We start from the raw sequence: 22,278 nt of genomic DNA, 5'->3' as shown, positions 1-22,278 counted from the left end.
CCTCAATAAAACTCGGCTGCCCCGTCTGCTTCACCGCCATCGTCATTCCTCCAAGGCTTTGCCTTAGAGAATCACAATTGACGGATTACGCAACAAGCCCGCAAGGGGAGAAGGATTAGCAGCGTGCCTGCGGCTGGGTCAGTGAGTTCACCGCGGCTCTACAACACCACCCGCCGTCCCTCCTCCGCCGCCCAATAGCCGGCGTAGTTCACCTTGATCGTCTCATACGCCAGCGCCAGGTCCGACAGCGGCTGGCGTCCCGTCGCGGCGCATTCCATGAAGTCCTGGATCTCCTGGAGATAGCCGCGGGTCCACTCCTCCTCGAGGCAGACATATTGCCAGCCGGTTTTGCGGTCGACCTTCTCGGTGATGTAGACAGAGGCGAGCTTCTCCTCGGAGGTTTGGTAGCTCATCAGATGATTGTTCGGCGTGATATTGGCAAACAGCGAGCCGCCTGACGTGTAGGTCTCGATCAGATTGCGCACGCCGCCCATGATCATGTCGCCGGAGAACACGGTGGCCTTGGTGCCGTCCGAAAATGTCGCGGTCAGCGTGCCCCAATCCTCGACGTCAACAGGATTGGCCTTGATGTAAGTACGCTCCTCCGGCTTGAGGACGGCCGTGACATTGCCGACATCGCCACTGACGCTGGCGACGCGGATGGTTTCACCGCGCGCCTTGGCCTCGACCTGCTTGAGATACAGCACGGCGGAGAGCGGATGGCAGCCCATTCGGATCAGCGAGCCGCCGCCGGTCATCGCCCATTGCGCGGCATGGACCGCATGCGAGCCGGAATGGCTCTCCTCGCCCTTCATGAACAGGATTTTGTCTTTCGTCGCCTTGATGATCTCCGCGGTCTTGGTCACGGCCGGCGCGTAGATCCAGTCCTCCGCATACATGAAGAGTTTTCCGGTGCGCTCGATCGCGGCACGCGTGGCGTCCATCTCTTCCACCACACGCTCATACATCAGCGCCTTCGGCACATGCTTGCCGATCGGCTGCCGGTCGCCGTCACGGCCGAAATAGCCGGCGAACGGCTTTTCGCAGATGACATGCTTGCCGGCCTGCATGGCGGCGACGATCATCCCCGCATGAAGATTGGGCGGCGTGCAGATGTCGATGACATCGAGCTCGCCGTCCGCGATCAGCTCGGCGAAGCTGCGATGGACCCGTGGGATCTGGTGGCGGTGTGCAAATTCGACGACGTGGTCGCCGCGCGCAGCGACCGCCGCGACCTCGACATCCACGCCGTAGACGCGCCGGAACGCATACATATGCAGCTCCGACACGAACCCGCAGCCGACGAGTCCCACCCTGATCCTGGCCATAGCGCCCCCTGACCCATGCTTTGGGCAGCACTATAGCGCGCTGGCAGGTCTATTCCACCGAGACCCGCACCACGCCGGCACTCATCATGCCCAGCGCCTTGGCGGCCGGCACCGAGAGATCGACGATCCGGCCGCGGATGAAGGGGCCGCGATCGTTGACGCGGCATTGAATCGAGCGGCTGCCGTACGACACCCTCAGCACGCTTCCGAAGGGGCGCGTCCGGTGCGCGCAGGTCAACTCGCCTTTCCCGGCTTTTCCGTATCCGTAATAGGAGGCAAGCCCGCTTTCGGCCTGGGCAAAGGAAACTGCAGAAAGCGAAAAAGTGGCAAGGCAAGAAAATAGCGTGGTCTGCGCTCGCACGGCACCGCTCCCGGTTGGCCCTGCCCCGCGCAAGCAACGTTTGTTGGTTCCGGTGAGTTCCTGAGCCGCCGCCGGGCCACGCCCGGCGGTGCCATCACACATTGTTGCTATTTGTGAAAGACCAGCGTGCGGACTTCGATGCTCTCACGCGGCGCCGCGTCGGCCGGCGTGGTCGGATCGACGAACGCGGTGTGCGGCCCGAAGCGGGTGCGGCCATCGGTTGCGGAGTCGTAGCACTTGAGCAGCAGTGCTTCGTCCGGTGTCATCTCGGGGAAATAGAACCAGCGATGGTTCGGGTTATATTTCACCGAATAAGTCTCGCCGCGGCGGTTAGGATAGATCAGATCGGAGGCGACGAGATCGTCAGGCGCGACCGTCGTGCCGTCAGCCATCGCCAGCGGCGAATCCCGCAAGGGACCGCGGATCGGCCGCCACAGATTGATCACCTGGACGCGGCCCTTTAGCAACTCCTCGGCCTCGTCGGGCAGATGCTCGCGCACACGGTTGGCGCCCGAGACTGCGGTCTGGTCGACGTGGACGCGCGTTGCCGGCTGACGAATATCCGCGGCACCCTCGACACGCCTGCGGACGGTATGGTCGAAGATGACGACGCGGTCTGCTTTCAGCGTTGCGCGCAGGAAGGCCTCGACGGCGGGATAGTAGACCGCCCTCACCTCTTCGTCGTTGCTGAAGTCCTTCACTCGGGTTGGATGCCGCACCAGCGCAAAGCCTTCGCGGTCGAGCGAGAAATTTTGTGCGATCAGTCGCGCATCGAAGATTGGGACCTGATGCGGCTCCGGCAACGACGTGCTCTTGGGCTCGCCAGGCGGCGGATCGAAGGCATAGGTGCGCGGCTTGCCGGAAACCGGCGCGAGATAGTTGAGTTCAGCGGTGACGAAGGGAAGCGATTCGATTTTTGTTTCTTGCAGGCCCATGGCCGGTCTCCCGATGTGGTCGTCGTTATGATTTTTGATGGGAGGGAGCGCGGCGCAAGGAAGGTCTTGCAAATAGCAATGCGGGTGTTGTCGTTAGCATGAAACGCAGAACGAACGTTTCGCGGAATCCTGTCGGATTGGAATGCGCTCTGTCCGCTTCACGGCTGCTTGAGAGCTTGTGAGATCTCGTGCCCCGGCCAGGCCTTAAGGAAAAGATCAGGACAACATAAGGAGCCGATAAGGACTTCCGAGACGCCGCTGGCCTAGCATCGAGCGTGTGATAGCGTCGGTAACAGGATGCCTCATGCCACGGCCTGTCCAGGCAATCACAACTCGCTCTCGGGTTGCCGATCCCGACCGGACGGGCTTACAGTGGCATTCACCCTGCGGCCGTCGACGCTTGCAATGGGAAGGCGACCTTCGGGCTGGAGATCAGCGCCATGTCAGCCGATCAGTATCTTCGTTACGATCCGTCCGTCGAACAAATCCGGCCGGAGGAAGCGGCGGCCGTCGAGGAGATCGTTGCCTCGATTTCGCGAACGAGCGATCGCACTTTTCACAAAGACAAGCACGGAACCCGACAGCAGCACGCCAAGGGCGCCGGCTATCTCCGGGGCGAGCTGATCGTCTACGAGGATTTGCCGGATCATCTGCGCCAGGGCCTGTTCAAGCAGGCTGGCCACTTCCCGATCATCGTCCGCCTCTCCACCGCATTCAACAGGAGCGATCGCGTACGCTCGCCGCGGGGGTTTGCCATCAAGGTCTTGGGCGTGACTGGGGCCAAGGCGCTCGGCGACGACGATTCGACGAACCAGGATCTTCTGCTCGTCAATCACCCCAGCTATTTCGCGGATGCGATGGCCTATATGCGCGCACAGCACAACGTCGAGCGCACCCTGTTCCTGCCTGATCTGGCGTACGTACCCATAGGCTTTCTCGCGCGCGTGCTGGTCGCCGCATCGGACAGAACAGGCATTCCGATCCCGATCGTCTTGAAAGCGCTCGGTGATGCCGGCAGCAACATCCTCGGAGAAACCTTTCACACGGAGGGAGCATTGCGGTTTGGCGATTATATCGCAAGGCTTCGCCTGGTGCCGATCTCGGCGTCGGTTCGACAACTCACCGGCCAACCCTGCCACGATGCCGATCATGCCGTGCTGAACAGCGTCGTCGCCTTCTTCAAGGACAATGCGGCCGAGTACGAACTGTTTGCCCAGCTCTGCACCGACCTGGAGCGAACACCGATCGAAGATGCCTCGATCGACTGGCCCGAAGACGTCGCGCCGCCGCAAGCACTCGGCAAGATCACGCTTCCGCGCCAGACCGCCGACAGCCCCGCGCGTCGCGTCTATTCCGACGAGGTGCTTTCGTTCGACCCATGGCGATGTCTCGCCGCGCATCAGCCGCTCGGCTCGATCATGCGGTTGCGCAGGGATGCCTACAGTGCCTCCCGCACGCTGCGGCAGCAGCAAAATCAATTCAAGGTCAAGCAACGGCCCGGCGAACCGCGAGAGATCGCGGACCTGCCGGATTGAGCCGATCACCGTCCCTCATGATGAGGCCCGGTGGTGTCCCGGCCTGCGTCGAAAAAGGACGCCGAGCGCAGCGGATCGCCGGGATCAAGCGTCTCTGCCAGCGATGCGATCACCTGGCTGGAGCGGTCCCGCCATTTGGCAGCCCTTTGCGCTTGTCCGAGGCTCTCATAGACCACCGCGGTCGTGCGATAAACCCGCCAGGCGGCGTGCGGTAGCCTGGCATGGCGGAGAATCGAAGTGGCCGCCGCCAAATGCCCGCCGGCGAGTTGCGTATCCTGCTTCACGATCGCAATTCTCGCCATGGCCTCGTAGCACAGCGCGAGAAACGGCCGGTCGGGTGCCGCGCTCGTCACCTCGTGAAATTGGTTGGCCGAGCTCTGGGCGCGGTCCAGATCGCCAATCGCGATCCAATAGTCGCAGCAAGTCAGCAGATAGTGGGGGATGACCAGCGACTCCATCGGCACCCGGTCGACCTCCATTCGCCGCTCCATCGCATCGAGATGCTGCCGCGCCCGAGGCAGGTCGCCCATCCTGACATAAGCTCGCGCCAGCAGGTTCCTGCCGACGAAGAAGGTGAACGGATTGGCCTCGATCATCGGGCCGAGCGCATCCTCCGCACGCCGTGACGCGCTGCCATATTCCTCCGCCTCGGAATACAGCCATCCGATCGTGAGATGACACAGCGCGACGGCCTGCGGATTTGCATTCCGCTCCGAGATGGCCAACGCGGAGACGACGTTTCGTTGCGCCCGTCCCCATTCACCGAGATAAATCTGGGCAAACGCCTCGACCGATTCATAGAGGACGAACAGATAGACGTCACCGACCAGGCGGGCGAGCTCCTTTCCCCGGGTCGTCGCATCGCAGCAGGCCGGGTAATTCGCGCGCAGGAATTCCAGCACCATCTCCATCGAGCAGCGTCGCAGCCGCATGCTCAGATCCTGCTCTCCGGTGATCAGTGCTGATGCATGCTCGGCAAGGTCCGCATTCTCGCGATCCCAGCCGCGGAGCATCAGCTTCAAATTGGCAACGTTCCCCTGGACCAGCGCGCTGAATGCGGCGTCGTCGATCGCCCTGCTCTTGACAAGGGCCTGTTCCGCAACAGGCAGGCTCTGGCGTCGATCGACGTAAAGACAAAATCTGCTGAGATCGACCAGCGCGTTCACCTCTTCGCGCACGTGCCCGTTCTCCGCCGCGTGCGCGACGACGGCGCTGAGATCCTGCAGGGAATTCAGGAAATCTCCACTGGCCCGCCAGGCCCAGGCGCGCTGAAGCAGCAACTTCAGACGTGTCGCCACCTGAAACTCCGGCGGCAGATGCGGCACCAGTTCCAAGGCGCGGGACAGGTAATTGGCGGCCTCGCGCGTGCTGAACCTTCGCGCCGAGCCCTCGGCCGCCGCGCCCAGATAATGCATCGCTTTCGGGAAATCGCGGCCCAATTCGAAGTGGCGCGCGACAATCGCGGCGATCTCTACAGCCTGCGGCCCGTATCCCTGCTCGAGCCCTGCCCCAAGCAGCGCATGGGTTTTCGTGCGGCGCGCCGGTGCGAGCCGCTGGTAGAGGATCTCCTGGTACAGCGCGTGCTGGAACGCATAGCGACCGGAGACACCTCCGTTCGGCCACTCGGTCATGCCAGCCACGACGATAATGCGATCGGTCCGTGCCAGGTCCTCGCACATCTGCTCGACATCCAGCACGGGACGGTCCAGCGCACCGGCGATATGAAGCGCGGAAAACTCCGCTCCCGCCGCACTGGCGACCTCGAGCAGGCAGCGCTCGTCCACGGTGAGGTGATCGATCTGCTGCTTGATCATTCCTTCCAGATCGCGCGGCATGCTGTCATGCGAGGCCGCGTCTTCGCTGACCAGCCGCCAGCCCAATTCGTGCTCGACCAGCGCGCCTTGCGCCACGAGATGATCGAGCAGAGACGACACGAACAGAGGATGCCCGCCGGTTCGCGCGAAGATGCGCTCGACCAGCTCTCTGGCGAAATCGGCCGAGTTGAAGCGCAGCGAAAGATAGCGTTCGACGTCGATGCCGGTCAGTCGATCGAGCGCGAGCTCGGTGGCGTGTCCATGAATCCGCAAGTCCTGGTGAACGGCACGGATAGGATGTCCGCCGACGGCGACTTCCATCGGCCGGTAGGTGGCCAGCACGAGGATAGAAGCCCTCCGATCCCGGCGCGCAAGCCGGGAGAGCACATCCACGGTGGCAAAGTCGCTCCAATGCAGATCTTCCAGGATGATCACCCATGGTCGCGTGACGGCGAGATGTTCCATGAGATCAGCAAATTCGCGCAGCATGCGCTCCCGGGTTGCGCCAAAGACCTCATGCTGGAATGCGGCCCGGTCTGCTTCTCCGAGGAATCCGGGCATTTGCGCGAGCCAGGTCGGCGCGTGCTCGCGGATCGACGTCAGCAGCGATGCTCCATCGGTTCGACGGCAGCACTCGTTCAGCGCTCCGATCAGCGGAAGAAAGGCCTCATGGGTGCCGAACAACTCGTTGCAGCTACAGTGCAGCACGCCCAGTCCCTGCTGGTTCATCCTGTCGAGCGTCATCTGCAAGAGGGTTGTCTTGCCGATCCCGGCCTCGCCGGTGATGAAGACGACCTGACGCTGTCCGGTACGAGCGAGTTGCAACGCCTTGTCCAGCGTGTCGAGTGCGCCCGTGCGCCCGACCCTCCAGTGCCGCCGTCGATCGGCAGCCTGCTCCGTGACGGACGCCGCCTCCTCTTCGGGCGCCCGCTCGATCGCAGGCAATTCGGCGGTCGCGACCGCCGCAATGAAGCGATAGCCGCGCCGCGTGACCGTCTCGATGTAATTGGGGGACTGCCTGTCGTCGCCGAGCACCGAGCGTAGCGCGTTCACGGCAACGGCGAGGCTCGACTCGCTGACGTGTAGATCGGACCAGACTGCGTCGAGCAACTCTTCCTTGGTGACGAGTTCACCGGGCCGACCGACGAGATAGCAAAGAACCTCGAACGGCTTCGGCGCCAGCGCGATCCGCTCCCCGCCTCGCCACAATAGCGCGTTGGCCCGGTCGAGGCGGAATTCACCAAAGGCAAGCGCGTCTGTACGCACGGCTCCGACCCCCGGATGATCCCTGATCTTAAGGCAAAGCTCAGCCAAATGTAAGGGCACGCTAAAGACCTGCGCCCTGCGCCGGTACTAGCGTCGGCCTGTCCATTTCAGAGACGCCGGTAAGTCGTCGGACGGCCTTTTCATCACGCTGTCATTTCAGTCGACAGGCAGTCGATGCCTGAATTTTGGCAAGGAGTTGGCCATGAGCATTTTAAAACATTTGGCGATCCCGCCTCTCGCTTTGGCCATTCGCCATTACGACGTCAGGGTCATATTGGGCGTCACCGTCCTCAGCCGCATCTTCCTCGTCGCCATCTACCTTGCGTGCGGCGGCCCGGGCCTGTCCGAGTTCGATCTCGCCAACACCATCGCGCTGCCATGAACTCGGGACCGCTCGAATGGTGCATCGAGATCGCGATCATCGTCGCGATCTGCATCGGGATTGTCGCGGGCGGGCATGGCCGGCTCGTCGTGCCGCATCACCGGGCTCAACGCGCGCAAGCCGATCGGGCCGCTTGCGTCCAGCGGCCCTCAAACGTCTTCAGCATCATCGCGCTGCGGCGAGGCGCTCCGCCCGTTTGATCGATCACCAATATCCGCGGTGATAGGCCCGGTAGTAGCCGTAGCGCGGACCGTAATATGGACGATAGGCGCGATAGCCGTAATAGCGGGGACGCGCGTAGTAGCCGCCATAACCGTAACCTGGTCCATAGCCGCCATAATAGGCAGGAGCATAACCGTAAGCCGGCCCGGGATATCCGTAGCCGCCGTAATACGGACCGCCGCCATAGTAGCCATAGCCATAAGGCGCGCTGCTGGCGATGGCGCTGCCGATGATCGCGCCGGCGGCGAGGCCGCCAATACCCCAGCCGAAACCTCGGCCGCGCCAGTAGACCTGCGTGACATCATCGCCGGCCGCGGCCTTCATGGTCGCGACATTGGTGGGCATCGGGCCCGCTGCCGCCTGCTCGACTTGGCCGGCCATGACCGCGCCGGCCAGCGAGCATGCAATTGCCGTCTTCCAGATCGTCATCGTCTTACTCCCTGTCTGACATTTTGCTTGGACATGGATGCAGCCCATGATCGGCCATCCTGGCGCAAGGTCAAAGCCAGAAATTCGGCCCCGAATTTGCGTGCACCGCACAAGACGCATGCCTCCATTCTGATCAACCGGGTCCCGACGGGCTCGACAACCTCACCGCGTGTGACACCGGCAAGACGGTGCCTGGGGCCCGATCACCACGGCAAAGCATTAAGCTTCCGGCGCATTCGCAACCAACAACCACCTTCCCGATTTACTATTCGTGCCGTTACTATCGGTTCCAAATGAGCGCGGCCGGGAGGCTTCTCGCGAGCGCCAGAGTTGTGGGAGAATGACATGAGTGCCGCGAGACCCGAGCCGCTTGCCCGTCAGGCGCTGGCGTTCGTCCTGGCCGGCGGACGCGGCAGCCGGCTCCTGGAGCTGACCGACCGACGCGCCAAGCCCGCGGTCTATTTCGGCGGAAAATCCCGCATCATCGATTTCGCGCTGTCGAACGCGGTGAACTCGGGCATCCGTCGCATCGCAGTCGCGACCCAGTACAAGGCGCACAGCCTGATCCGGCACCTTCAGATGGGCTGGAACTTCTTCCGTCCCGAGCGCAACGAGAGCTTCGACATCCTCCCGGCGAGCCAGCGTGTCTCCGAAAACATGTGGTACGTCGGCACGGCCGATGCGGTCTACCAGAACATCGACATCATCGAATCCCACGCCTGCCGTTTCATCGTGGTTCTCGCCGGCGACCATATCTATAAAATGGATTACGAGGTGATGCTGCGCCAGCATGTCGACAGCGGCGCCGACGTCACCGTCGGGTGCCTGGAGATGCCGCGCCAGGAATCTTCCGGCTTCGGCATCATGCATATCGACGAGAACGGCTGGATCAAAGAGTTCCTGGAAAAGCCGAAAGATCCGCCGCCGATGCCGGGCAAGCCGGACGTCTCGCTCGCCAGCATGGGCATCTACGTGTTCGACGCGAAATTCCTGTTTGAGGAGCTGAAGCGCGACGCCGAGGATCCGAATTCCAACCACGATTTCGGCAGGGACATCATCCCCTACCTCGTCAAGAACGGCCGCGCCATGGCGCACCAGTACTCGACCTCCTGCGTCCGCTCCGGCAGCGACCCCCGCGCCTATTGGCGCGATGTCGGCACCGTCGACGCCTATTGGGCCGCCAATATCGACCTTACCGACGTAGTGCCCGAGCTCGATTTGTTCGACAGCGCCTGGCCGATCTGGTCCTATTCGGAGATCACACCACCGGCAAAATTCGTCCACGACGAGGAGAGCCGGCGCGGCCAGGCCGTGAGCTCGCTGGTCTCGGGAGGCTGCATCATTTCCGGCGCCTCGCTGCGGCGCTCACTGCTGTTCACCGGCGTGCGCGTCAACTCCTACGCCAACGTCGAGAACGCCGTGATCATGCCCTACGTCAATGTCGGCCGCGGCGCGCGCCTGAAGAACGTCGTGATCGATCGCGGCGTCGAGATCCCGGAAGGGCTCGTCGTCGGCGAAGATCCCGAATTGGACGCAAGACGCTTCCGCACCACCGAGCAGGGCATTTCGCTCATCACCCAGCCGATGCTCGACAGGCTCAATACATGACGCCTGTTCGCGTCCTCGCGGTCGCCTCTGAAGTTTATCCCATCGTCAAGACCGGCGGCCTCGCCGATGTCGCGGGAGCGCTGCCGATTGCGCTCAAGGCGCATGGCGTCGAGATGCGCACGCTGATGCCGGGCTATCCGGACGTGATGCGGGCGCTGGGGGGAGCCGACGAAATCCGGCGCTGGCCGGATTATTTCGGCGGACCCGGACGTCTGCTCGCCGGCTCGCATGACGGCCTCGATCTGCTCGTGCTCGACGTGCCGCATCTCTACGCACGGCCTGGCAACCCCTACGTGACACCCGAAGGCGTCGACTGGGCGGACAATGGCGTGCGGTTCGCCGCGCTGTCGCGCATCGCGGCCGATATCGGCCACGGCCTCGTTCCTGCCTTCGTGCCCGACGTGGTGCATGCCCACGATTGGCAGGCCGGGCTGGCGCCGGCCTATCTGCACTACGACAACCGGCCGCGGCCCGCCACCGTGATGACCATCCACAACATGGCCTATCAGGGCAAGTTCGCGCCCGAGCTGATCGGTTCGATTGGCCTGCCCTGGCGCGCCTATGGCGTCAACGACCTCGAATATTTCGGCGGCATTAGTTTTTTGAAGGCCGGCCTGCAATTCGCCGATCGCATCACCACGGTCTCGCCGACCTATGCGCAGGAGATCCAGACCGACGAGGGCGGCATGGGGTTCGGCGGCCTGCTTCGCGCCCGCGCCAACGTGCTGAGCGGAATCCTCAACGGCATCGATGTATCCGTTTGGAATCCGCAAGAAGATCCGCACATCGCCTACCGCTTCGGCGCGGAGGACCTCACGTTCCGGGCCGCCAACAAGGCGGTGCTTCAGCAACAGTTCAATCTGGATTCCTCGGACGAAGCGCCATTGCTCGGCGTCATCAGCCGCCTGTCCTGGCAGAAGGGGCTCGATCTCCTGCTCGAGGCCATCCCGACCATTTTGCGCGAAGGCATGCAGCTCGCGCTGCTCGGCAGCGGCGACCGCGATCTCCAGGATCGCTATCAGGCCGTTGCGCGCGCGCACCCTGGCCGGATCGGAGTCGTGATCGGCTACGACGAGATCATGGCGCATCTGATCCAGGCCGGCTCGGACGCGCTCATCGTGCCCTCGCGGTTCGAGCCGTGCGGCCTCACCCAGCTCTGCGCGTTGCGCTACGGCGCCGTGCCCATCGTCTCGCGCGTCGGCGGCCTCGAGGATACCATCGTCGATATCGGCGAGGCCGATAAATCGGGCCACGATGCCACCGGCTTCAAGTTCGGTCCTGTGACTGCGGATGCTCTCGCCGGCACGCTGCGCAAGGCCAACATCGCCTTCCACGACAAGCTGACCTGGCGCCGCCTGCAACTGAGCGGCCTTGCGACCGACGTGTCCTGGCGCAACCGCGCCGGTGACTATGCCGCGCTCTATCGCGGCCTCATGACCGCGCGCGCCTGAGGCACGACATCGTCGAATCAATGCTATAGAGCCGTCATGGACCCGTTCTTGATCAAGCTGATCGGCTTTGCCGCCGCGACCTGCACCACCGTGGCCTACGCGCCGCAAGCCATCAAAGTGTGGAAGACCCGCTCCACCGGCGATATTTCGCTCGGCATGTTCCTGGTCATGGTGCTGGGGCTGGCGCTCTGGCTCGTCTACGGCCTGCTGTCGGGCGACGCGCCCCTCGTCGCCGCAAACGCCATCACCATCGTGCTCGCCGGCGGCATCCTGTTCATGAAGCTGAAATACGGGTGAGCTCGAAGCTGCGTAGGGCGGATTGGCCGAAGGCGTAATCCGCCGCCTTCATTGCGGCCCGATGGTGGATTACGCTTCGCTAATCCACCCTACGATTCATCCGAACACATACGACGCCATCGCGACATTCGCGACCTCGTCGACGAAGACGCGCTTGCCCGCGTCGCTGCCGGCGGCGCCGGCGGCTACCATCAGCGGCAGCAGATGATCTTCGCGCGGATGGGCCAGGCGCGCGCTCGGTGCATTCTCCCAGTCAACCAGCATCGCGTTGCGGCGCGCCGCGTCCTTGTGGCTGATCGCCTCGTTCAGATACGCCTCGAAATCATACGAGACCGGCTTCGACTCGGCACGGCCGAACCCGCGCATGTTGTGATAGGTCAGCCCGCTGCCGACGATCAGAATGCCTTCGTCCCGCAGCGAAGTGATGGCCTGGCCCACCCTGATGTGCTCGGCCGGATCGTAAGTCGATCTCAGCGACAGCAGCACGATCGGCATGTCGGCGTTCGGATACATCAGCCCGAGCGGCACGAAGGTGCCGTGATCGAAGCCCTGGTTGGGATCCTCCCGGCAATCGACGCCCGCGCGCATGAGCAGCGCCTTCACCTCGGCGGCGAGCTCGGGCCGCCCCGGCGCCGGATATTTGAGGTGGTAGGTGTGCTCGGGAAAACCGTGATAATCGTACACCATCGGCGGATGCGCCGAGGTGGACACGGTGAAGGCGTCAGCCTCCCAATGTCCTGATATGACGAGCACGGCCTTCGGCCTCTCCGGCAAGAGCTGCGGCAGCTGGCCGAACGCCCCGGCGGTTTTCGCATATTGCACCCGCCTGTCTTCCATGAACGGCCAGGGACCGCCGCCATGCGACAGGAAGAAGGTCGGAAATCGCACCATGAGCGAAGGCTCGTTTCATTGGCAACGCGCGTGCGAGCTGCCCGCGCGATCGGCCGCGAGCATAGGCAAACCCGTATGGTTAGCAAGACGTTAACGATTTTTCACCCAGAATCCGGGGGGTAGCCGAAGGAGTCGGCCAGCAGCCAGGGACGTGAAATGAAGAAGTTTGCGTTGGGGGACGTGGTCAACAGCGACAAGGGCCGCCGCGGCGTCGTTCGCGCCGCCTACAAGTCGAAGGAAGGCCAGCAATTCTATGCCGTCGAGAAAGACGGCGCGATGGATTATCTGGAGGAAGACCGGCTGAGCCCGGCGCCGCGCGTCGAACTCGCGGCTTAAATCCAACTCAACCTGCCCTAACGCCCGAACCGGTCCAGGCGCTCCGACCAGGGGTCGTCTCCGCTCGCGATGCGATCGTTCGTGATCAGCAGCAGGCGATCGCTGCCTGCGGCCGCGTCCCAATGGGGCAGGTCCGCACCGTTGGGATCGCCGCTCTTGGCGAAATTGATCCAGTAGGCACGCATGCGATTTGCGACCTCGCGATCGGCTCGTGACAGGATGCCCGCACCCGGCATGCCTTCCACGCCGAAGATGAACTGCAATTCCCGCCCGTGACCGCCCTCGGGGTTGGCGCGCCGTGCCTCCGGCACATAGGCGAAGCGATAGCGAAAGGTGGGCGCACCGCTGGCGGCGTGCAGGCGCGCCAGCAGTCTCACCGGCTCGGAGAAGATCTTGTCGGTGTAAAACCTTGCCGCGCGGCTGGAAGATCTGGCGAGGTCGGAATAGAGCCTGCGCAGCTCATCGCTGGTGGTGCCTGACGATGCCAGCTCTTCCCGGATATCCAGCTCGTCGTCGAAACCGGTCTCGTCGTCGTTCGAGCCGATGATCAAGGGAATGCGGCTCTCATGTCCGGCCGCGAAGCCCGCGGCGACATCCTCGCTCACCAGACTTCCATCGATCGTCGGCCCAAAGCTGCGCGGTGATTTTTCCAGGAGATGTTTTTCGACGGCAAGCAGGCGTCGCGGCTCGGCTGCGCGCAAGTCGGCCTGTCGCCCCAGCGCCGCCATGAATTGCCGACCCACAATCTCGGCCTCTTGTGCCGAACGCAGGCGCGCACGGCCGGGGATCGATTGCAGAATGGCTCTCTGGAAGAGATCGCGCGATTGCTCAGACAGCATCAGCAGCGCGATCGAGGTCGCGCCTGCGCCACTGCCGAACAAGGTGACGTTGGCGGGATCGCCGCCGAAGGCCGCGATGTTGTCGTGCACCCAATGCAGCGCCGCGATCTGGTCCATCAGGCCGTAATTACCGGAGCCGCCTTCCGACAGCGCGGGATCGCTGAGCCAGCCGAACGCGCCGAGGCGAAAATTCACGGTCACCACGATGACGCCGGCTTGCGCGAGCCTGGCACCATCGAACAGCGGATCATTCGCGGTGCTGCTGACGAAAGCGCCGTCGTGGATGAACATCATCACCGGCAGCGGGCCGTCGACCCCAAACGGACGGAACACGTTCAGCGTCAGGCAATCCTCGCTCGAACCCGGCAGCGAGGGCTGAAGACACGGCGCGCCATAGGCATAGGCGGTGCGCATCTCCGAACTCTCGGGCGCGGCCTGCGGCGGACGCCAGCGCAGCGGCCCGATCGGCGCGGCCGCATAGGCCAGCCCCTTGAACGAGGCTATCTCGCCTTCGACGGCGCCAAGCATCTGTCCTTCGCGCGTCAGCGCAAATGGAAATTGGCCGACCGGCTGGGCCACGGCCGAGCCGGCGCAACAGAGGACGAGAGACGTCGCAAACAGCGCGAACACGGACCGCATCTTCGGAGCATCTCGATGCGCGGAAGGATTTTGGGCAGGTTATGTCCGTGGCCCGCTGCGAGGCAAGCGCCGCGGCTGCGCCTAGCTCCGCTTGGCCGCAAGCTCCGCCAGTGCGTGCCGTGCGATGATGCCGAGTTCACCGAGCGTGGTGTGACCGGACTGCGCTGCCTCGATCAGCCGCTGGGCGATGAACCTGCGGCTGTCGTGATCGCCGCCGTGCGGCAGTTGGCGGCACGTCTCCTCAAGGACGACGTCCATGTTCGCTTTGGTCCGTTCACTCAACTCTGTCATGACGCCCGTCGGCACGCGTGGCAAAAACAAGAGCATACACAGGTGGATCGACCCTGATTAGCCCGGGAAATCACGGCCATTGCGCATCGCGATGCGTGTGCTGCCGCAACATTCACGCGGCCATGATGACGCCGCAAATGGCTACCGAAGATTGCACATGCCGTGATGACAAGCCGAACCTGCAGCGATAGCCTGCCGGCAAAACAAAACAGACGGGAGGAAATGCCATGCCTGATGCAATGGTTGCTGCGCGTGCCTCTGACGCGGGGCGCGGAACCAGCCAGCAGGTCGATGTTGCCGTGGTCGGTGCCGGATTTGCCGGCCTCTATCTTCTCCATCGGCTGCGCAAGGCCGGCCTGACGGCGGTCGGCCTCGAAGAAGCCGGCGACGTCGGCGGCACCTGGTACTGGAACCGATATCCCGGCGCGCGCTGCGATATCCAGACCATCGATTACAGCTACACCTTCGATCCCGATCTCGAGACCGCCTGGACCTGGTCGGAGAAATACGCGACCCAGCCGGAGATCCTGCGCTATCTCGGCTTCGTCGCCGACCGCTATGATCTCAGGCGTGACATCCGCTTCAAGACCAAGGTCACGGAAGCGAAATGGGACGAGGCCACCGAACGCTGGCAGCTCACCACCGACAATGGCGCAGCGGTCTCCTGCCGCCATTACATCATGGCCACCGGCTGCCTCTCGGCGCCGAAGCCGCCGGAGATCGACGGCGTCAAGGACTTCAAGGGCGAGGTCTATTTCACCGGACGCTGGCCGCATGACGGCGTCAATCTCGCGGGAAAACGCGTCGCGGTGATCGGCACGGGATCGTCGGCCATCCAATCGATCCCGCTGATCGCCGAACAGGCCGCACACGTGACCGTGTTCCAGCGCACGCCGAATTTCGCATTACCGGCGCATAACGGCCCTGCGCCTTCCGATCGCATGAGCCTGCTGCAAGGCGATCGCGCGGCCTATCGCGAGCAGGCGCGCCAGTCGATGGCCGGCGTGCCCTATCCGCAGCAGACGGTCGTGAGCTGGCAATTAAGCGATGCCGAGCGTCGTGAGCGGTTCGAACGCGCCTGGGCGGCCGGCGACCTCGTCCACATCCTGACCCAGCTCTGGGCCGACCAGGCGGTCGACATCGACGGCAACAAGATCGTCCAGGACCTGATCCGCGAGAAGATCCGCGCCGCCGTCAAAGACCCCGAGACCGCCGCGGCGCTGATGCCGGACGATCATCCGTTCGGCGCCAAACGCCCCTGCCTCGATACCAATTATTACGCGACCTACAACCGGCCGAACGTCACGCTGGTCAATCTGCGTCAGGAACCGATCAAGGCGATCACCGCAAGCGGCATCACGACGTCGAGGCGCATCGTCGACGTTGACGTGATCGTGTTCGCGACCGGCTTCGACGCCATGACCGGCGCGATCCGCGCCGTGCACCCGATCAGCGGACGCGGCGGCAGATCGCTCACCGATGTCTGGGCGCAGGGGCCGCAGACCTATCTCGGGCTCACCGTCGCAGGCTTCCCGAACTTCTTCATGATCACCGGCCCCGGCAGCCCGTCGGTGCTGTCGAACATGGCAGTGTCGATCGAACAGCATGTCGACTGGGTGGTCGATCGTCTCGCAGCATTGCGCGACGCCGGCTTCACCACGATCGAGCCGACCGCGACGGCGCAGGCCGGCTGGAACAGGCACATGGCCGACTGCTCGATGGTGACGCTGCACCGGCTCGCCAACACCTGGTACACCGGCGCCAACGTGCCCGGCAAGGTGCAGGGCCTGATGCCCTATACCGGCGGCGTCGGTCCCTATCGCGGCATCTGCGACGAGGTCGTCAGCCGCGGCATGCTCGGCTTCAAGCTGACCGGCCCCGATGTCGCCGCGCAATGCAATGACGGCGAGGTGGTGCGCCTGGAGCCAGATGTGCGGCTGGTGCTGAACCTGCTGGCGTCGCTCAACCTGCCGCCGATCGAGTCGATGGGCGCGATCGGTGCCCGCGCCTTCGTCGACGAGTTCAACAAGGGCCGCCCGGCTGGACGGCCGATCGGCGAGATCGTCGACGGCACCCTGCCCGGCGCCGACGGCCCGCTGCCCTACCGGGTGTACCGGCCGGCAACACCGGGGCCGCATCCGGTCGTGGTCTATTTCCACGGCGGCGGCTGGGTGCTCGGCGACGAGCAATCCGACGAGCCGTTCTGCCGCGACATGGTGCGGCGGACCGGCATGATGCTCGTCAGCGTCGGCTATCGTCATGCGCCCGAGCATCGTTTCCCGGCCGCGGCCGAAGACGGCTACGCGGCGACGCGCTGGATCGCGGAGCACGCCGCCGAGCTCGGCGGCAGGCCAGGCCCGGTGCTGGTCGCGGGCTGGAGCGCCGGCGGCAACATCGCCGCCGTCACCTGCCAGCTTGCGCGCGATCGCGGCGGCCCTGAGATCGCCGGCCAGCTCCTGATCTGCCCGGTCACCGACTGCAGCTTCGACCGCCCCTCCTACAACGACAATGCGACCGGCTATTTCCTGACCCGGTCGCTAATGTACTGGTTCTGGGACCTCTATTGCTCGCCGGCCGACCGCACCGATCCGCGCGTCTCGCCGCTCCGCGGCAAGGTCTCAGGGTTGCCGCCGGCCTTCGTCGTCACCTGCGAATTCGACCCCCTGCGTGACGAAGGCATCGCCTATGCCGAGAAAATGGCTGCCGCCGGCGTCCCGGTCGAGCAACTTAGGGCGCGCCGCCATTTCCATTCGTCGTTCACCATGGTGGACGTGGTGATCACCGGGGTCTCCGGCCGGGTGCAGATGGCCGAGGCCTTGCGGCGCTTCGCCGGGCTTCCGCCGGAGGTCAGCCGCGGCGACGAGCACGGCCAGGTTCATGCCAGCCCGGGGCATAAGATCGCGGCGGCCGCGAGCTGAAAGCGAATATTGGCGGGAACTATTTCCGGGTCATCGCGTTTGGTGCTGTGGCATTGAGATGCAGTAATGGGTGTAGGCCCCCGGTACGCAGGATCGTGTGCCGGGGTTCTTTTTGCGTGAGGCGGGACGATGGGGGACGTAGTTGGGGATTCAAAGGTCGATTTTGGTGTCCTTGCGGTGCTGCATAAATGGCCATCGCTTGCGAACCAGCGACGGTCGGACCGAGCGTCGTACCAGGTGATCGAGGGCACGCTCGACGAATGCATCTCGGCGTTCATGGCGAAGCCGGCGGCGACCCGGCATCTCTATGAGATCCGCACGATCGCGCAGCCGCCGCTGGTCACGGACATCCTCTCGCCTGAGCACATCACCGAGCTGGCGCGCCTGAGAGAATTTCTCTGATCCCCGCAGAAGCACCTCTGAGCGCAGGAACCTTCTTCCGGTTTTTCCCGTTGATGGTGATCGGAAGCGAAGGCGTGAGTGCCTCACATGCTTGAAGCCGGCGTGACAGCCCCGGTCGTGCCCTATGGCGCAGACCAGACCCTGTTCGTGGTGATCGACCGCCTCGACAAGGCGACCGAAATCCGTGTCGAGCGAAGCGATCTCGACGCCACGATTGGCGAACTCGTCGCCGGCTGCTTCAACGACCCCGTCAAGGTTATCTCCTTCAACACGCTCGAGCACTGGATGAAGGACATCTCGACCGACGTCGCCGGCGAGATTCGGGCGCGCTGCGACATCGATGGCGTGACGCTGCCCGACTATCTCAGCGACTTCGTCGAGAGCCATAGCTGAGCGTGCATGGAGGATGAAAATCAGGCGCGCCGGTACTTGCCGGCGATGACCTCGATCTCGCGGCGGCGTTCGCCCGCGAAGGTCAGGAGCTTTTCGATCGTCAATGTATCCGTGATCCGTTTGGCCAGCCGCTCGGCGCGTGCGGCCTGATCTTCGAGATACTGGATCGTGGTCAAACGCCGCCCCCAATTGCTTCGGTGGATTCCCGAATTGCTCGGTATCCATGGTGCGCTGGAGGCGGCTAACAGTCGGTTAAGCACAGCATTTCGGATCGATGTCACTGCAAATTATCGCACCACGTCGAGCCGGACATTGGTGACACCCTTGTCGACCATGCCGAGCGCCTCGGCCGCGGAGGGAGAGATGTCGACCACGCGTCCGCGAACATACGGCCCGCGATCGTTGATCCTGACGGTCACGAACCGGCCGGACGAGACATCGGTGACGCGCAGCTTGGTGCCGAACGGCAGGCTGGGATGGGCCGCGGTCAATTCGTTCTTGTCAAACCGCTCGCCGCTTGCCGTCTCCGTGTCCGAATAGAAACTGGCGACGCCATGCGAGACGCTTTGCTTTGCATCACCGTCGGGGACGCGCGCCCGGCTGATCGGACGCGGATGCAGCGCCGCCACCCTGTGCGGGCGCTCGACAGCGGCTTGGCGGTGGGTGCCGAGATCGGCCTTCTGGCGGCCGACCGGCGATTGCGCACACGCCGCAAGCGACGCCGCGCCGATGATGGCGAGCAGGATCCGGCACAGGGTTGCCGGCGAAATCCGGGCAGTTTCGGCACGTGCAAATCGAGACATGATGCGCCCTCCGAACGGCCCCGAGTTTCGGTGGGCAATGAGGGCAGAACCTTGTCGGAACGAAAGCGCGCCTGAGGCCGCAGCCGTTTCGCGTTTAGCTGTGACGATTCCACCACACTGGCTTGTCCTGAATCGAGACAGACTCGTCGGAGAGGCCCGATACGACGCGCCAGATCATCGGGCGCATCTGCGGCTGAACCTCGCCAGGCTCGGCGTCGCTCCTCGAGAGCCGCGCGAGCTCGCGCCAATAGAGCCGCCGCCAGCCGGTTTTCAGGCTGGCGAGAAAGTCGAGCTCCCGTTGTGTCAGCGTGCACATCATGAACCCGATCCGGTTGCGAGAGCCGCGCCGTCAGCCGACGAGGCCTCCCATCGGCTTGACGTCGGCGCTGCCCGGGAAGACGGCTTCTGCGAGCACCTTTTCCTCGACACGCAGATGATCCCGCAGCAGGCCCTTCAACACCGCGCGCAAATCCGTGGTCGGCCTGAGATCGCGATCCTCGAAGAGTTGCGCCGGCTTCAGGCCCGGCCAGTCCGCGATCACGCGGCCACCGGTGAGCCCGCCGCCGATCAGGAAAGCGACCGTGCCCGTACCGTGGTCCGTACCCTGCGTCCCGTTGATACGCGCGGTTCGCCCGAACTCGGTGACAACGGCCACGACCGTTTCGCGCCACGCATCACCCATGTTGCTCTCGATCGCGGCAAAGGCGCCGTCGAGCGCGCCGAGCAGATTGTAGAGCTGGCCCGAGGCCGCGCCCTCGGCGATGTGCGTATCCCAGCCGACAAAGCCCATGGCGCCGACGCGCGGACCGTCGGGCTTGGCGAGATAGCGCGCGGCCGTGCCGGCGGCTTCGGCGAAGTAGGCGCGGACGCGCGCGATGCCGGGCGGCGCCAAGGTCGGATCGTCAGACATCGGATCGCCCGTGCCCAATGCGCCGCCGAGCGAAGCGAGCTTCATGCGCGCCTGGAGCACGGTCGCAAGCTTCGGATCGGTGTGCTGGTAGAGATCGAGCAGGCGGTTCTGCGTGTCCTCGCTCGCCGGCAACAATCGCTGCGGCACCCATGTCATGACAGGCGCCGAACCGCGCACCACCAGCGGCGTCACGGAGCCGATGCCGAGCGCGCGGCTGCCGCGCGGGTCGACACGCCCGCCGGATTCCAGCGCGAGCAGCGCGCGGTTGAGCCATCCCGAGCTGGTCATGCAGGGCTTGACGAGCCCGCTTTCCAGCACGTCCTGGCCGTCGAAATGCGAACGCTCGCGATAGGGCGTCGCGGTGGCATGGACGATGGCAGCCTTGCCGCTCTTGTAGAGCCGATGCAGGTTCGGCATCGCCGGATTGAGCGCGAAGAAGGCATCGAGCGGCAGCGCTGGCGGCTTGCCGTCCAGCACCAGCGCACGATCGCCGCGCAAGGAAATCCAGTCGGGATCGCCGACCGGCGCAACCGCGCCGAGGCCGTCGAGCGCTCCGCGCAGCACGATGACCAGCAGTCGCGGATCGCGCCCTTCGGCGCGCGCGATCCCAGGCATCTGGCTCCACGCGAACAGCGCGCCGGACCCGACCAGAAGCTCGCGCCGCGTGGGCAAATGATTGACGACGCCCATGCTCACCTCCTCTGAAAATCCGCCGACATGAACAAGAGCGCCAACGCCTGCTGCCGGCTCTCGGCACGGCCGACCGCCTGCTTCACCTCGGGCGCGATCTCGGATCCGAAGACGTCCTCGATGATCGCCTGCGGATCGGCCATGCCAGTGATGCGCTCGGCGAAATTGTTGGCGACGTCGAGCCGCCGGCCGACGCCGTCGATCCAGCTGGGCTCGTCATCCGGATAGCCCTTCGGCGCCGACGGACGCCACAGCGCCTCGCCGAGCAGTTCCTGGCCGCCGGTGAAGCGGACGGGATCGACGACCGTGATGCCGGTCGCACGCACCATGCCGACGACCCATTCGCCGGGGCGCTTGAGCTTTGACGGCGGCCCGCGCCAGGCCTCGTCCGAGGACACCATCGCAATCGCGACCTGCTTGAGATCGCCCTCTGTGTCGCGAAAGATTTTTGCCATCTGCTCGACGAGCACCGGCGGCGGATCGTCGGCGACGAAATGGCGCGCGAGCTTGGTCGCGACATGGGTCGCGGTCGCGGGATGCGCGGCGAGATCGCGCAGCACGGCGCGGCCCTGCTCGGCATCCTCCTGCTCGTAGCGCTTGCCGAGCACGGTCTGTCCGCCGGGCTCGTGCAGCCGCGGATTGAAGGTGAAATCGCCGCCGTGCTGAGGATCGGCGCCCGGCGGCACCAGCGTCCAGCCGGTCAGCACATTGGCGAAGCTGATGACGTCGTCCTGGGTGTAGCCTGCGCGCACGCCGAGCGTATGCAGCTCCATGATCTCGCGCGCGAAGTTTTCGTTGAGGCCGCTGCTACGGTTGATGCCGGCCGTCGAGTTCGCGCCCATCGAACCAAGATTGTCGAGATAGACCAGCATCGCCGGATGGCCCTCGACGGCCAGCAGGAGATCGACGAAGCGGCCGAGCGCATTTGCGCGAACGGCTTCGCGCTCATAGGCGCCGGACATGCTCTGGATCCGGTTGGCCGAGACGCAGAAATGGTTGGACCAGAACCACACCAACCGCTCGGCGAAACCGATGTCGGCGGAAAGCGCAGCTTCCGTGCGCACCTTGGCTTCCTGCAAATAGATCGGACGTCCGGGATCGGGAATGGCGTCGGCTGCCTGCTTGGCCGCCATCTCGGCGGCGTCCTTGTCCGCTACCTGCCCTTGCGTCTGGTCTTCCGACATGGTCGGCGTCGCCGCCACCTGCTGCTTTTTAGCCTGCTGCTGGGCCTGCTTGGCGCGCGCCGTGCGCCGCGCATTGGCATCGGCCACGGTGCGATAGGCCTTTGCGCTGGAGGGGAGGCTAGCGGCAGCGTTCAAGACGAGCGGGCGGTCGAGTTCGGCGATCAGCGCGCCGCGCGGGTCGGTCCCGACAGCCGCGATCGATCCCGGACGCGGCCCCATTCCGAAGCGATGAAGCGCCAGCACAGAATTGGCCTTTGCAGAACTGCTCATGGCGAATGCCCAATTCTTTCGAGCCTGCCGATGGTGTCGGCGCAGGCGACGAACTGTAATGCTACAGATCGTAACATTCACGAC

Annotated in this window: 23 protein-coding genes; 10 read left to right on the top strand and 13 right to left on the bottom strand. The window is 64.3% G+C overall.

Going from position 1 to position 22,278, the window contains the following annotated elements:
- Window positions 1-158: 158 nt before the first annotated feature.
- The 3 genes from ABIB91_RS32870 to ABIB91_RS32860 all read right to left on the bottom strand — a co-directional run bounded on the left by ABIB91_RS32870 (window position 159) and on the right by ABIB91_RS32860 (window position 2,624).
- Window positions 159-1,328, bottom strand: a complete 1,170-nt coding sequence (locus ABIB91_RS32870; RefSeq protein WP_354170690.1) for a Gfo/Idh/MocA family protein — start codon at window positions 1,326-1,328, stop codon at window positions 159-161.
- Window positions 1,329-1,377: 49 nt separating this feature from the next.
- Window positions 1,378-1,689 carry a septal ring lytic transglycosylase RlpA family protein gene (locus tag ABIB91_RS32865; RefSeq protein WP_007601095.1) on the bottom strand — a complete coding sequence of 104 codons (312 nt, stop codon included), beginning with the start codon at window positions 1,687-1,689 and terminating at the stop codon, window positions 1,378-1,380.
- Window positions 1,690-1,796: 107 nt separating this feature from the next.
- Window positions 1,797-2,624: a CmcJ/NvfI family oxidoreductase gene (locus tag ABIB91_RS32860; protein ID WP_354170688.1), complete on the bottom strand. Its 828-nt coding sequence runs from the start codon at window positions 2,622-2,624 to the stop codon at window positions 1,797-1,799.
- 440 nt (window positions 2,625-3,064) lie between these two features.
- Here ABIB91_RS32860 and ABIB91_RS32855 point away from each other — a divergent pair, with 440 nt between their 5' ends.
- On the top strand, window positions 3,065-4,159 hold the full coding sequence (locus ABIB91_RS32855; RefSeq protein WP_354170686.1) for a catalase family protein: 1,095 nt from the start codon (window positions 3,065-3,067) through the stop codon (window positions 4,157-4,159).
- Window positions 4,160-4,164: 5 nt separating this feature from the next.
- Here ABIB91_RS32855 and ABIB91_RS32850 read toward each other — a convergent pair whose 3' ends face one another.
- On the bottom strand, window positions 4,165-7,239 hold the full coding sequence (locus tag ABIB91_RS32850) for an ATP-binding protein (protein WP_354170684.1): 3,075 nt from the start codon (window positions 7,237-7,239) through the stop codon (window positions 4,165-4,167).
- 202 nt (window positions 7,240-7,441) lie between these two features.
- Here ABIB91_RS32850 and ABIB91_RS32845 point away from each other — a divergent pair, with 202 nt between their 5' ends.
- Both ABIB91_RS32845 and ABIB91_RS32840 read left to right on the top strand, forming a co-directional pair.
- Window positions 7,442-7,621, top strand: coding sequence for a hypothetical protein (locus ABIB91_RS32845; RefSeq protein ID WP_007601079.1), 180 nt, complete (start codon window positions 7,442-7,444; stop codon window positions 7,619-7,621).
- Entirely contained in the window at window positions 7,618-7,821 is a 204-nt protein-coding gene (locus ABIB91_RS32840; RefSeq protein ID WP_354170682.1) for a hypothetical protein, read from the top strand. The genes ABIB91_RS32845 and ABIB91_RS32840 overlap by 4 nt, the downstream gene beginning before the upstream one ends.
- A gap of 4 nt (window positions 7,822-7,825) precedes the next feature.
- Here ABIB91_RS32840 and ABIB91_RS32835 read toward each other — a convergent pair whose 3' ends face one another.
- The gene (locus ABIB91_RS32835) at window positions 7,826-8,272 is read right to left on the bottom strand and encodes a hypothetical protein (RefSeq protein ID WP_354170680.1); all 447 of its coding nucleotides are present in this window, start codon (window positions 8,270-8,272) and stop codon (window positions 7,826-7,828) included.
- 345 nt (window positions 8,273-8,617) lie between these two features.
- Here ABIB91_RS32835 and glgC point away from each other — a divergent pair, with 345 nt between their 5' ends.
- From glgC to ABIB91_RS32820, 3 genes are read left to right on the top strand one after another with little or no spacing between them, the layout of a single operon-like run.
- Complete coding sequence (glgC, locus tag ABIB91_RS32830; RefSeq protein ID WP_007601076.1) at window positions 8,618-9,880, top strand: glucose-1-phosphate adenylyltransferase; 1,263 nt, start codon at window positions 8,618-8,620, stop codon at window positions 9,878-9,880.
- Window positions 9,877-11,331 (top strand): glycogen synthase GlgA, encoded by a 1,455-nt coding sequence (glgA, locus tag ABIB91_RS32825; RefSeq protein ID WP_354170678.1) that lies wholly within the window; start codon window positions 9,877-9,879, stop codon window positions 11,329-11,331. The genes glgC and glgA overlap by 4 nt, the downstream gene beginning before the upstream one ends.
- 36 nt (window positions 11,332-11,367) lie before the next feature.
- On the top strand, window positions 11,368-11,628 hold the full coding sequence (locus tag ABIB91_RS32820) for a SemiSWEET transporter (protein ID WP_007601071.1): 261 nt from the start codon (window positions 11,368-11,370) through the stop codon (window positions 11,626-11,628).
- A 96-nt stretch (window positions 11,629-11,724) separates the two neighbouring features.
- On the opposite strand, the gene ABIB91_RS32815 is transcribed toward ABIB91_RS32820, so the two are convergent.
- Window positions 11,725-12,519 (bottom strand): DODA-type extradiol aromatic ring-opening family dioxygenase, encoded by a 795-nt coding sequence (locus ABIB91_RS32815; protein ID WP_007601070.1) that lies wholly within the window; start codon window positions 12,517-12,519, stop codon window positions 11,725-11,727.
- Window positions 12,520-12,675: 156 nt separating this feature from the next.
- On the opposite strand from ABIB91_RS32815, the gene ABIB91_RS32810 reads away from it, so the two are divergent.
- Window positions 12,676-12,855, top strand: a complete 180-nt coding sequence (locus ABIB91_RS32810) for a hypothetical protein (RefSeq protein ID WP_007601069.1) — start codon at window positions 12,676-12,678, stop codon at window positions 12,853-12,855.
- Window positions 12,856-12,872: 17 nt separating this feature from the next.
- Here the strand turns inward: ABIB91_RS32810 and ABIB91_RS32805 are convergent, their stop codons facing one another.
- Together ABIB91_RS32805 and ABIB91_RS32800 are read right to left on the bottom strand one after the other, a co-directional pair.
- Window positions 12,873-14,333: a carboxylesterase/lipase family protein gene (locus tag ABIB91_RS32805; RefSeq protein WP_354170675.1), complete on the bottom strand. Its 1,461-nt coding sequence runs from the start codon at window positions 14,331-14,333 to the stop codon at window positions 12,873-12,875.
- An 81-nt stretch (window positions 14,334-14,414) separates the two neighbouring features.
- A complete protein-coding gene (locus ABIB91_RS32800; protein ID WP_007601066.1) occupies window positions 14,415-14,660 on the bottom strand; it encodes a hypothetical protein in 246 nt (81 codons plus the stop codon).
- Between the two features lie 191 nt (window positions 14,661-14,851).
- On the opposite strand from ABIB91_RS32800, the gene ABIB91_RS32795 reads away from it, so the two are divergent.
- The 3 genes from ABIB91_RS32795 to ABIB91_RS32785 all read left to right on the top strand — a co-directional run bounded on the left by ABIB91_RS32795 (window position 14,852) and on the right by ABIB91_RS32785 (window position 18,337).
- Window positions 14,852-17,542 carry a flavin-containing monooxygenase gene (locus ABIB91_RS32795; protein WP_354170673.1) on the top strand — a complete coding sequence of 897 codons (2,691 nt, stop codon included), beginning with the start codon at window positions 14,852-14,854 and terminating at the stop codon, window positions 17,540-17,542.
- Window positions 17,543-17,671: 129 nt separating this feature from the next.
- A complete protein-coding gene (locus ABIB91_RS32790) occupies window positions 17,672-17,944 on the top strand; it encodes a hypothetical protein (protein WP_018457466.1) in 273 nt (90 codons plus the stop codon).
- A gap of 87 nt (window positions 17,945-18,031) precedes the next feature.
- Entirely contained in the window at window positions 18,032-18,337 is a 306-nt protein-coding gene (locus ABIB91_RS32785; protein ID WP_354170671.1) for a hypothetical protein, read from the top strand.
- A gap of 20 nt (window positions 18,338-18,357) precedes the next feature.
- On the opposite strand, the gene ABIB91_RS32780 is transcribed toward ABIB91_RS32785, so the two are convergent.
- From ABIB91_RS32780 to ABIB91_RS32760, 5 genes are all read right to left on the bottom strand, one after another.
- Complete coding sequence (locus ABIB91_RS32780; RefSeq protein ID WP_198288273.1) at window positions 18,358-18,513, bottom strand: hypothetical protein; 156 nt, start codon at window positions 18,511-18,513, stop codon at window positions 18,358-18,360.
- Between the two features lie 111 nt (window positions 18,514-18,624).
- A complete protein-coding gene (locus ABIB91_RS32775; protein ID WP_354170668.1) occupies window positions 18,625-19,140 on the bottom strand; it encodes a septal ring lytic transglycosylase RlpA family protein in 516 nt (171 codons plus the stop codon).
- A gap of 94 nt (window positions 19,141-19,234) precedes the next feature.
- A complete protein-coding gene (locus ABIB91_RS32770) occupies window positions 19,235-19,459 on the bottom strand; it encodes a hypothetical protein (RefSeq protein ID WP_007601051.1) in 225 nt (74 codons plus the stop codon).
- 30 nt (window positions 19,460-19,489) lie between these two features.
- Window positions 19,490-20,740 carry a DUF1501 domain-containing protein gene (locus tag ABIB91_RS32765; RefSeq protein WP_354170666.1) on the bottom strand — a complete coding sequence of 417 codons (1,251 nt, stop codon included), beginning with the start codon at window positions 20,738-20,740 and terminating at the stop codon, window positions 19,490-19,492.
- A gap of 2 nt (window positions 20,741-20,742) precedes the next feature.
- Entirely contained in the window at window positions 20,743-22,194 is a 1,452-nt protein-coding gene (locus ABIB91_RS32760; RefSeq protein ID WP_354170664.1) for a DUF1800 domain-containing protein, read from the bottom strand.
- Window positions 22,195-22,278: the final 84 nt, after the last annotated feature.

It is taken from the genome of Bradyrhizobium sp. JR4.3 (genome assembly GCF_040547695.1).
GTDB classification, from domain to species: domain Bacteria; phylum Pseudomonadota; class Alphaproteobacteria; order Rhizobiales; family Xanthobacteraceae; genus Bradyrhizobium; species Bradyrhizobium canariense.
The sequence above is the reverse complement of the archived record's forward strand: the minus strand, read 5'-3'. Positions and strand labels throughout refer to the sequence as shown.

Bases quoted from the DNA above. Each gene is read 5' to 3' on its own strand.
- ABIB91_RS32870 (WP_354170690.1), bottom strand. From the start codon at position 1,328: ATGGCCAGGATCAGGGTGGGACTCGTCGGCTGCGGGTTCGTGTCGGAG.
- ABIB91_RS32820 (WP_007601071.1), top strand. From the start codon at position 11,368: ATGGACCCGTTCTTGATCAAGCTGATCGGCTTTGCCGCCGCGACCTGC.
- ABIB91_RS32805 (WP_354170675.1), bottom strand. From the start codon at position 14,333: ATGCGGTCCGTGTTCGCGCTGTTTGCGACGTCTCTCGTCCTCTGTTGC.
- ABIB91_RS32770 (WP_007601051.1), bottom strand. From the start codon at position 19,459: ATGATGTGCACGCTGACACAACGGGAGCTCGACTTTCTCGCCAGCCTG.
- ABIB91_RS32775 (WP_354170668.1), bottom strand. From the start codon at position 19,140: ATGTCTCGATTTGCACGTGCCGAAACTGCCCGGATTTCGCCGGCAACC.
- ABIB91_RS32845 (WP_007601079.1), top strand. From the start codon at position 7,442: ATGAGCATTTTAAAACATTTGGCGATCCCGCCTCTCGCTTTGGCCATT.
- ABIB91_RS32840 (WP_354170682.1), top strand. From the start codon at position 7,618: ATGAACTCGGGACCGCTCGAATGGTGCATCGAGATCGCGATCATCGTC.
- glgA (WP_354170678.1), top strand. From the start codon at position 9,877: ATGACGCCTGTTCGCGTCCTCGCGGTCGCCTCTGAAGTTTATCCCATC.
- ABIB91_RS32790 (WP_018457466.1), top strand. From the start codon at position 17,672: ATGGGGGACGTAGTTGGGGATTCAAAGGTCGATTTTGGTGTCCTTGCG.
- ABIB91_RS32800 (WP_007601066.1), bottom strand. From the start codon at position 14,660: ATGCTCTTGTTTTTGCCACGCGTGCCGACGGGCGTCATGACAGAGTTG.
- ABIB91_RS32860 (WP_354170688.1), bottom strand. From the start codon at position 2,624: ATGGGCCTGCAAGAAACAAAAATCGAATCGCTTCCCTTCGTCACCGCT.
- ABIB91_RS32810 (WP_007601069.1), top strand. From the start codon at position 12,676: ATGAAGAAGTTTGCGTTGGGGGACGTGGTCAACAGCGACAAGGGCCGC.
- ABIB91_RS32760 (WP_354170664.1), bottom strand. From the start codon at position 22,194: ATGAGCAGTTCTGCAAAGGCCAATTCTGTGCTGGCGCTTCATCGCTTC.
- ABIB91_RS32785 (WP_354170671.1), top strand. From the start codon at position 18,032: ATGCTTGAAGCCGGCGTGACAGCCCCGGTCGTGCCCTATGGCGCAGAC.
- ABIB91_RS32855 (WP_354170686.1), top strand. From the start codon at position 3,065: ATGTCAGCCGATCAGTATCTTCGTTACGATCCGTCCGTCGAACAAATC.
- ABIB91_RS32815 (WP_007601070.1), bottom strand. From the start codon at position 12,519: ATGGTGCGATTTCCGACCTTCTTCCTGTCGCATGGCGGCGGTCCCTGG.
- ABIB91_RS32765 (WP_354170666.1), bottom strand. From the start codon at position 20,740: ATGGGCGTCGTCAATCATTTGCCCACGCGGCGCGAGCTTCTGGTCGGG.
- glgC (WP_007601076.1), top strand. From the start codon at position 8,618: ATGAGTGCCGCGAGACCCGAGCCGCTTGCCCGTCAGGCGCTGGCGTTC.
- ABIB91_RS32795 (WP_354170673.1), top strand. From the start codon at position 14,852: ATGCCTGATGCAATGGTTGCTGCGCGTGCCTCTGACGCGGGGCGCGGA.
- ABIB91_RS32835 (WP_354170680.1), bottom strand. From the start codon at position 8,272: ATGACGATCTGGAAGACGGCAATTGCATGCTCGCTGGCCGGCGCGGTC.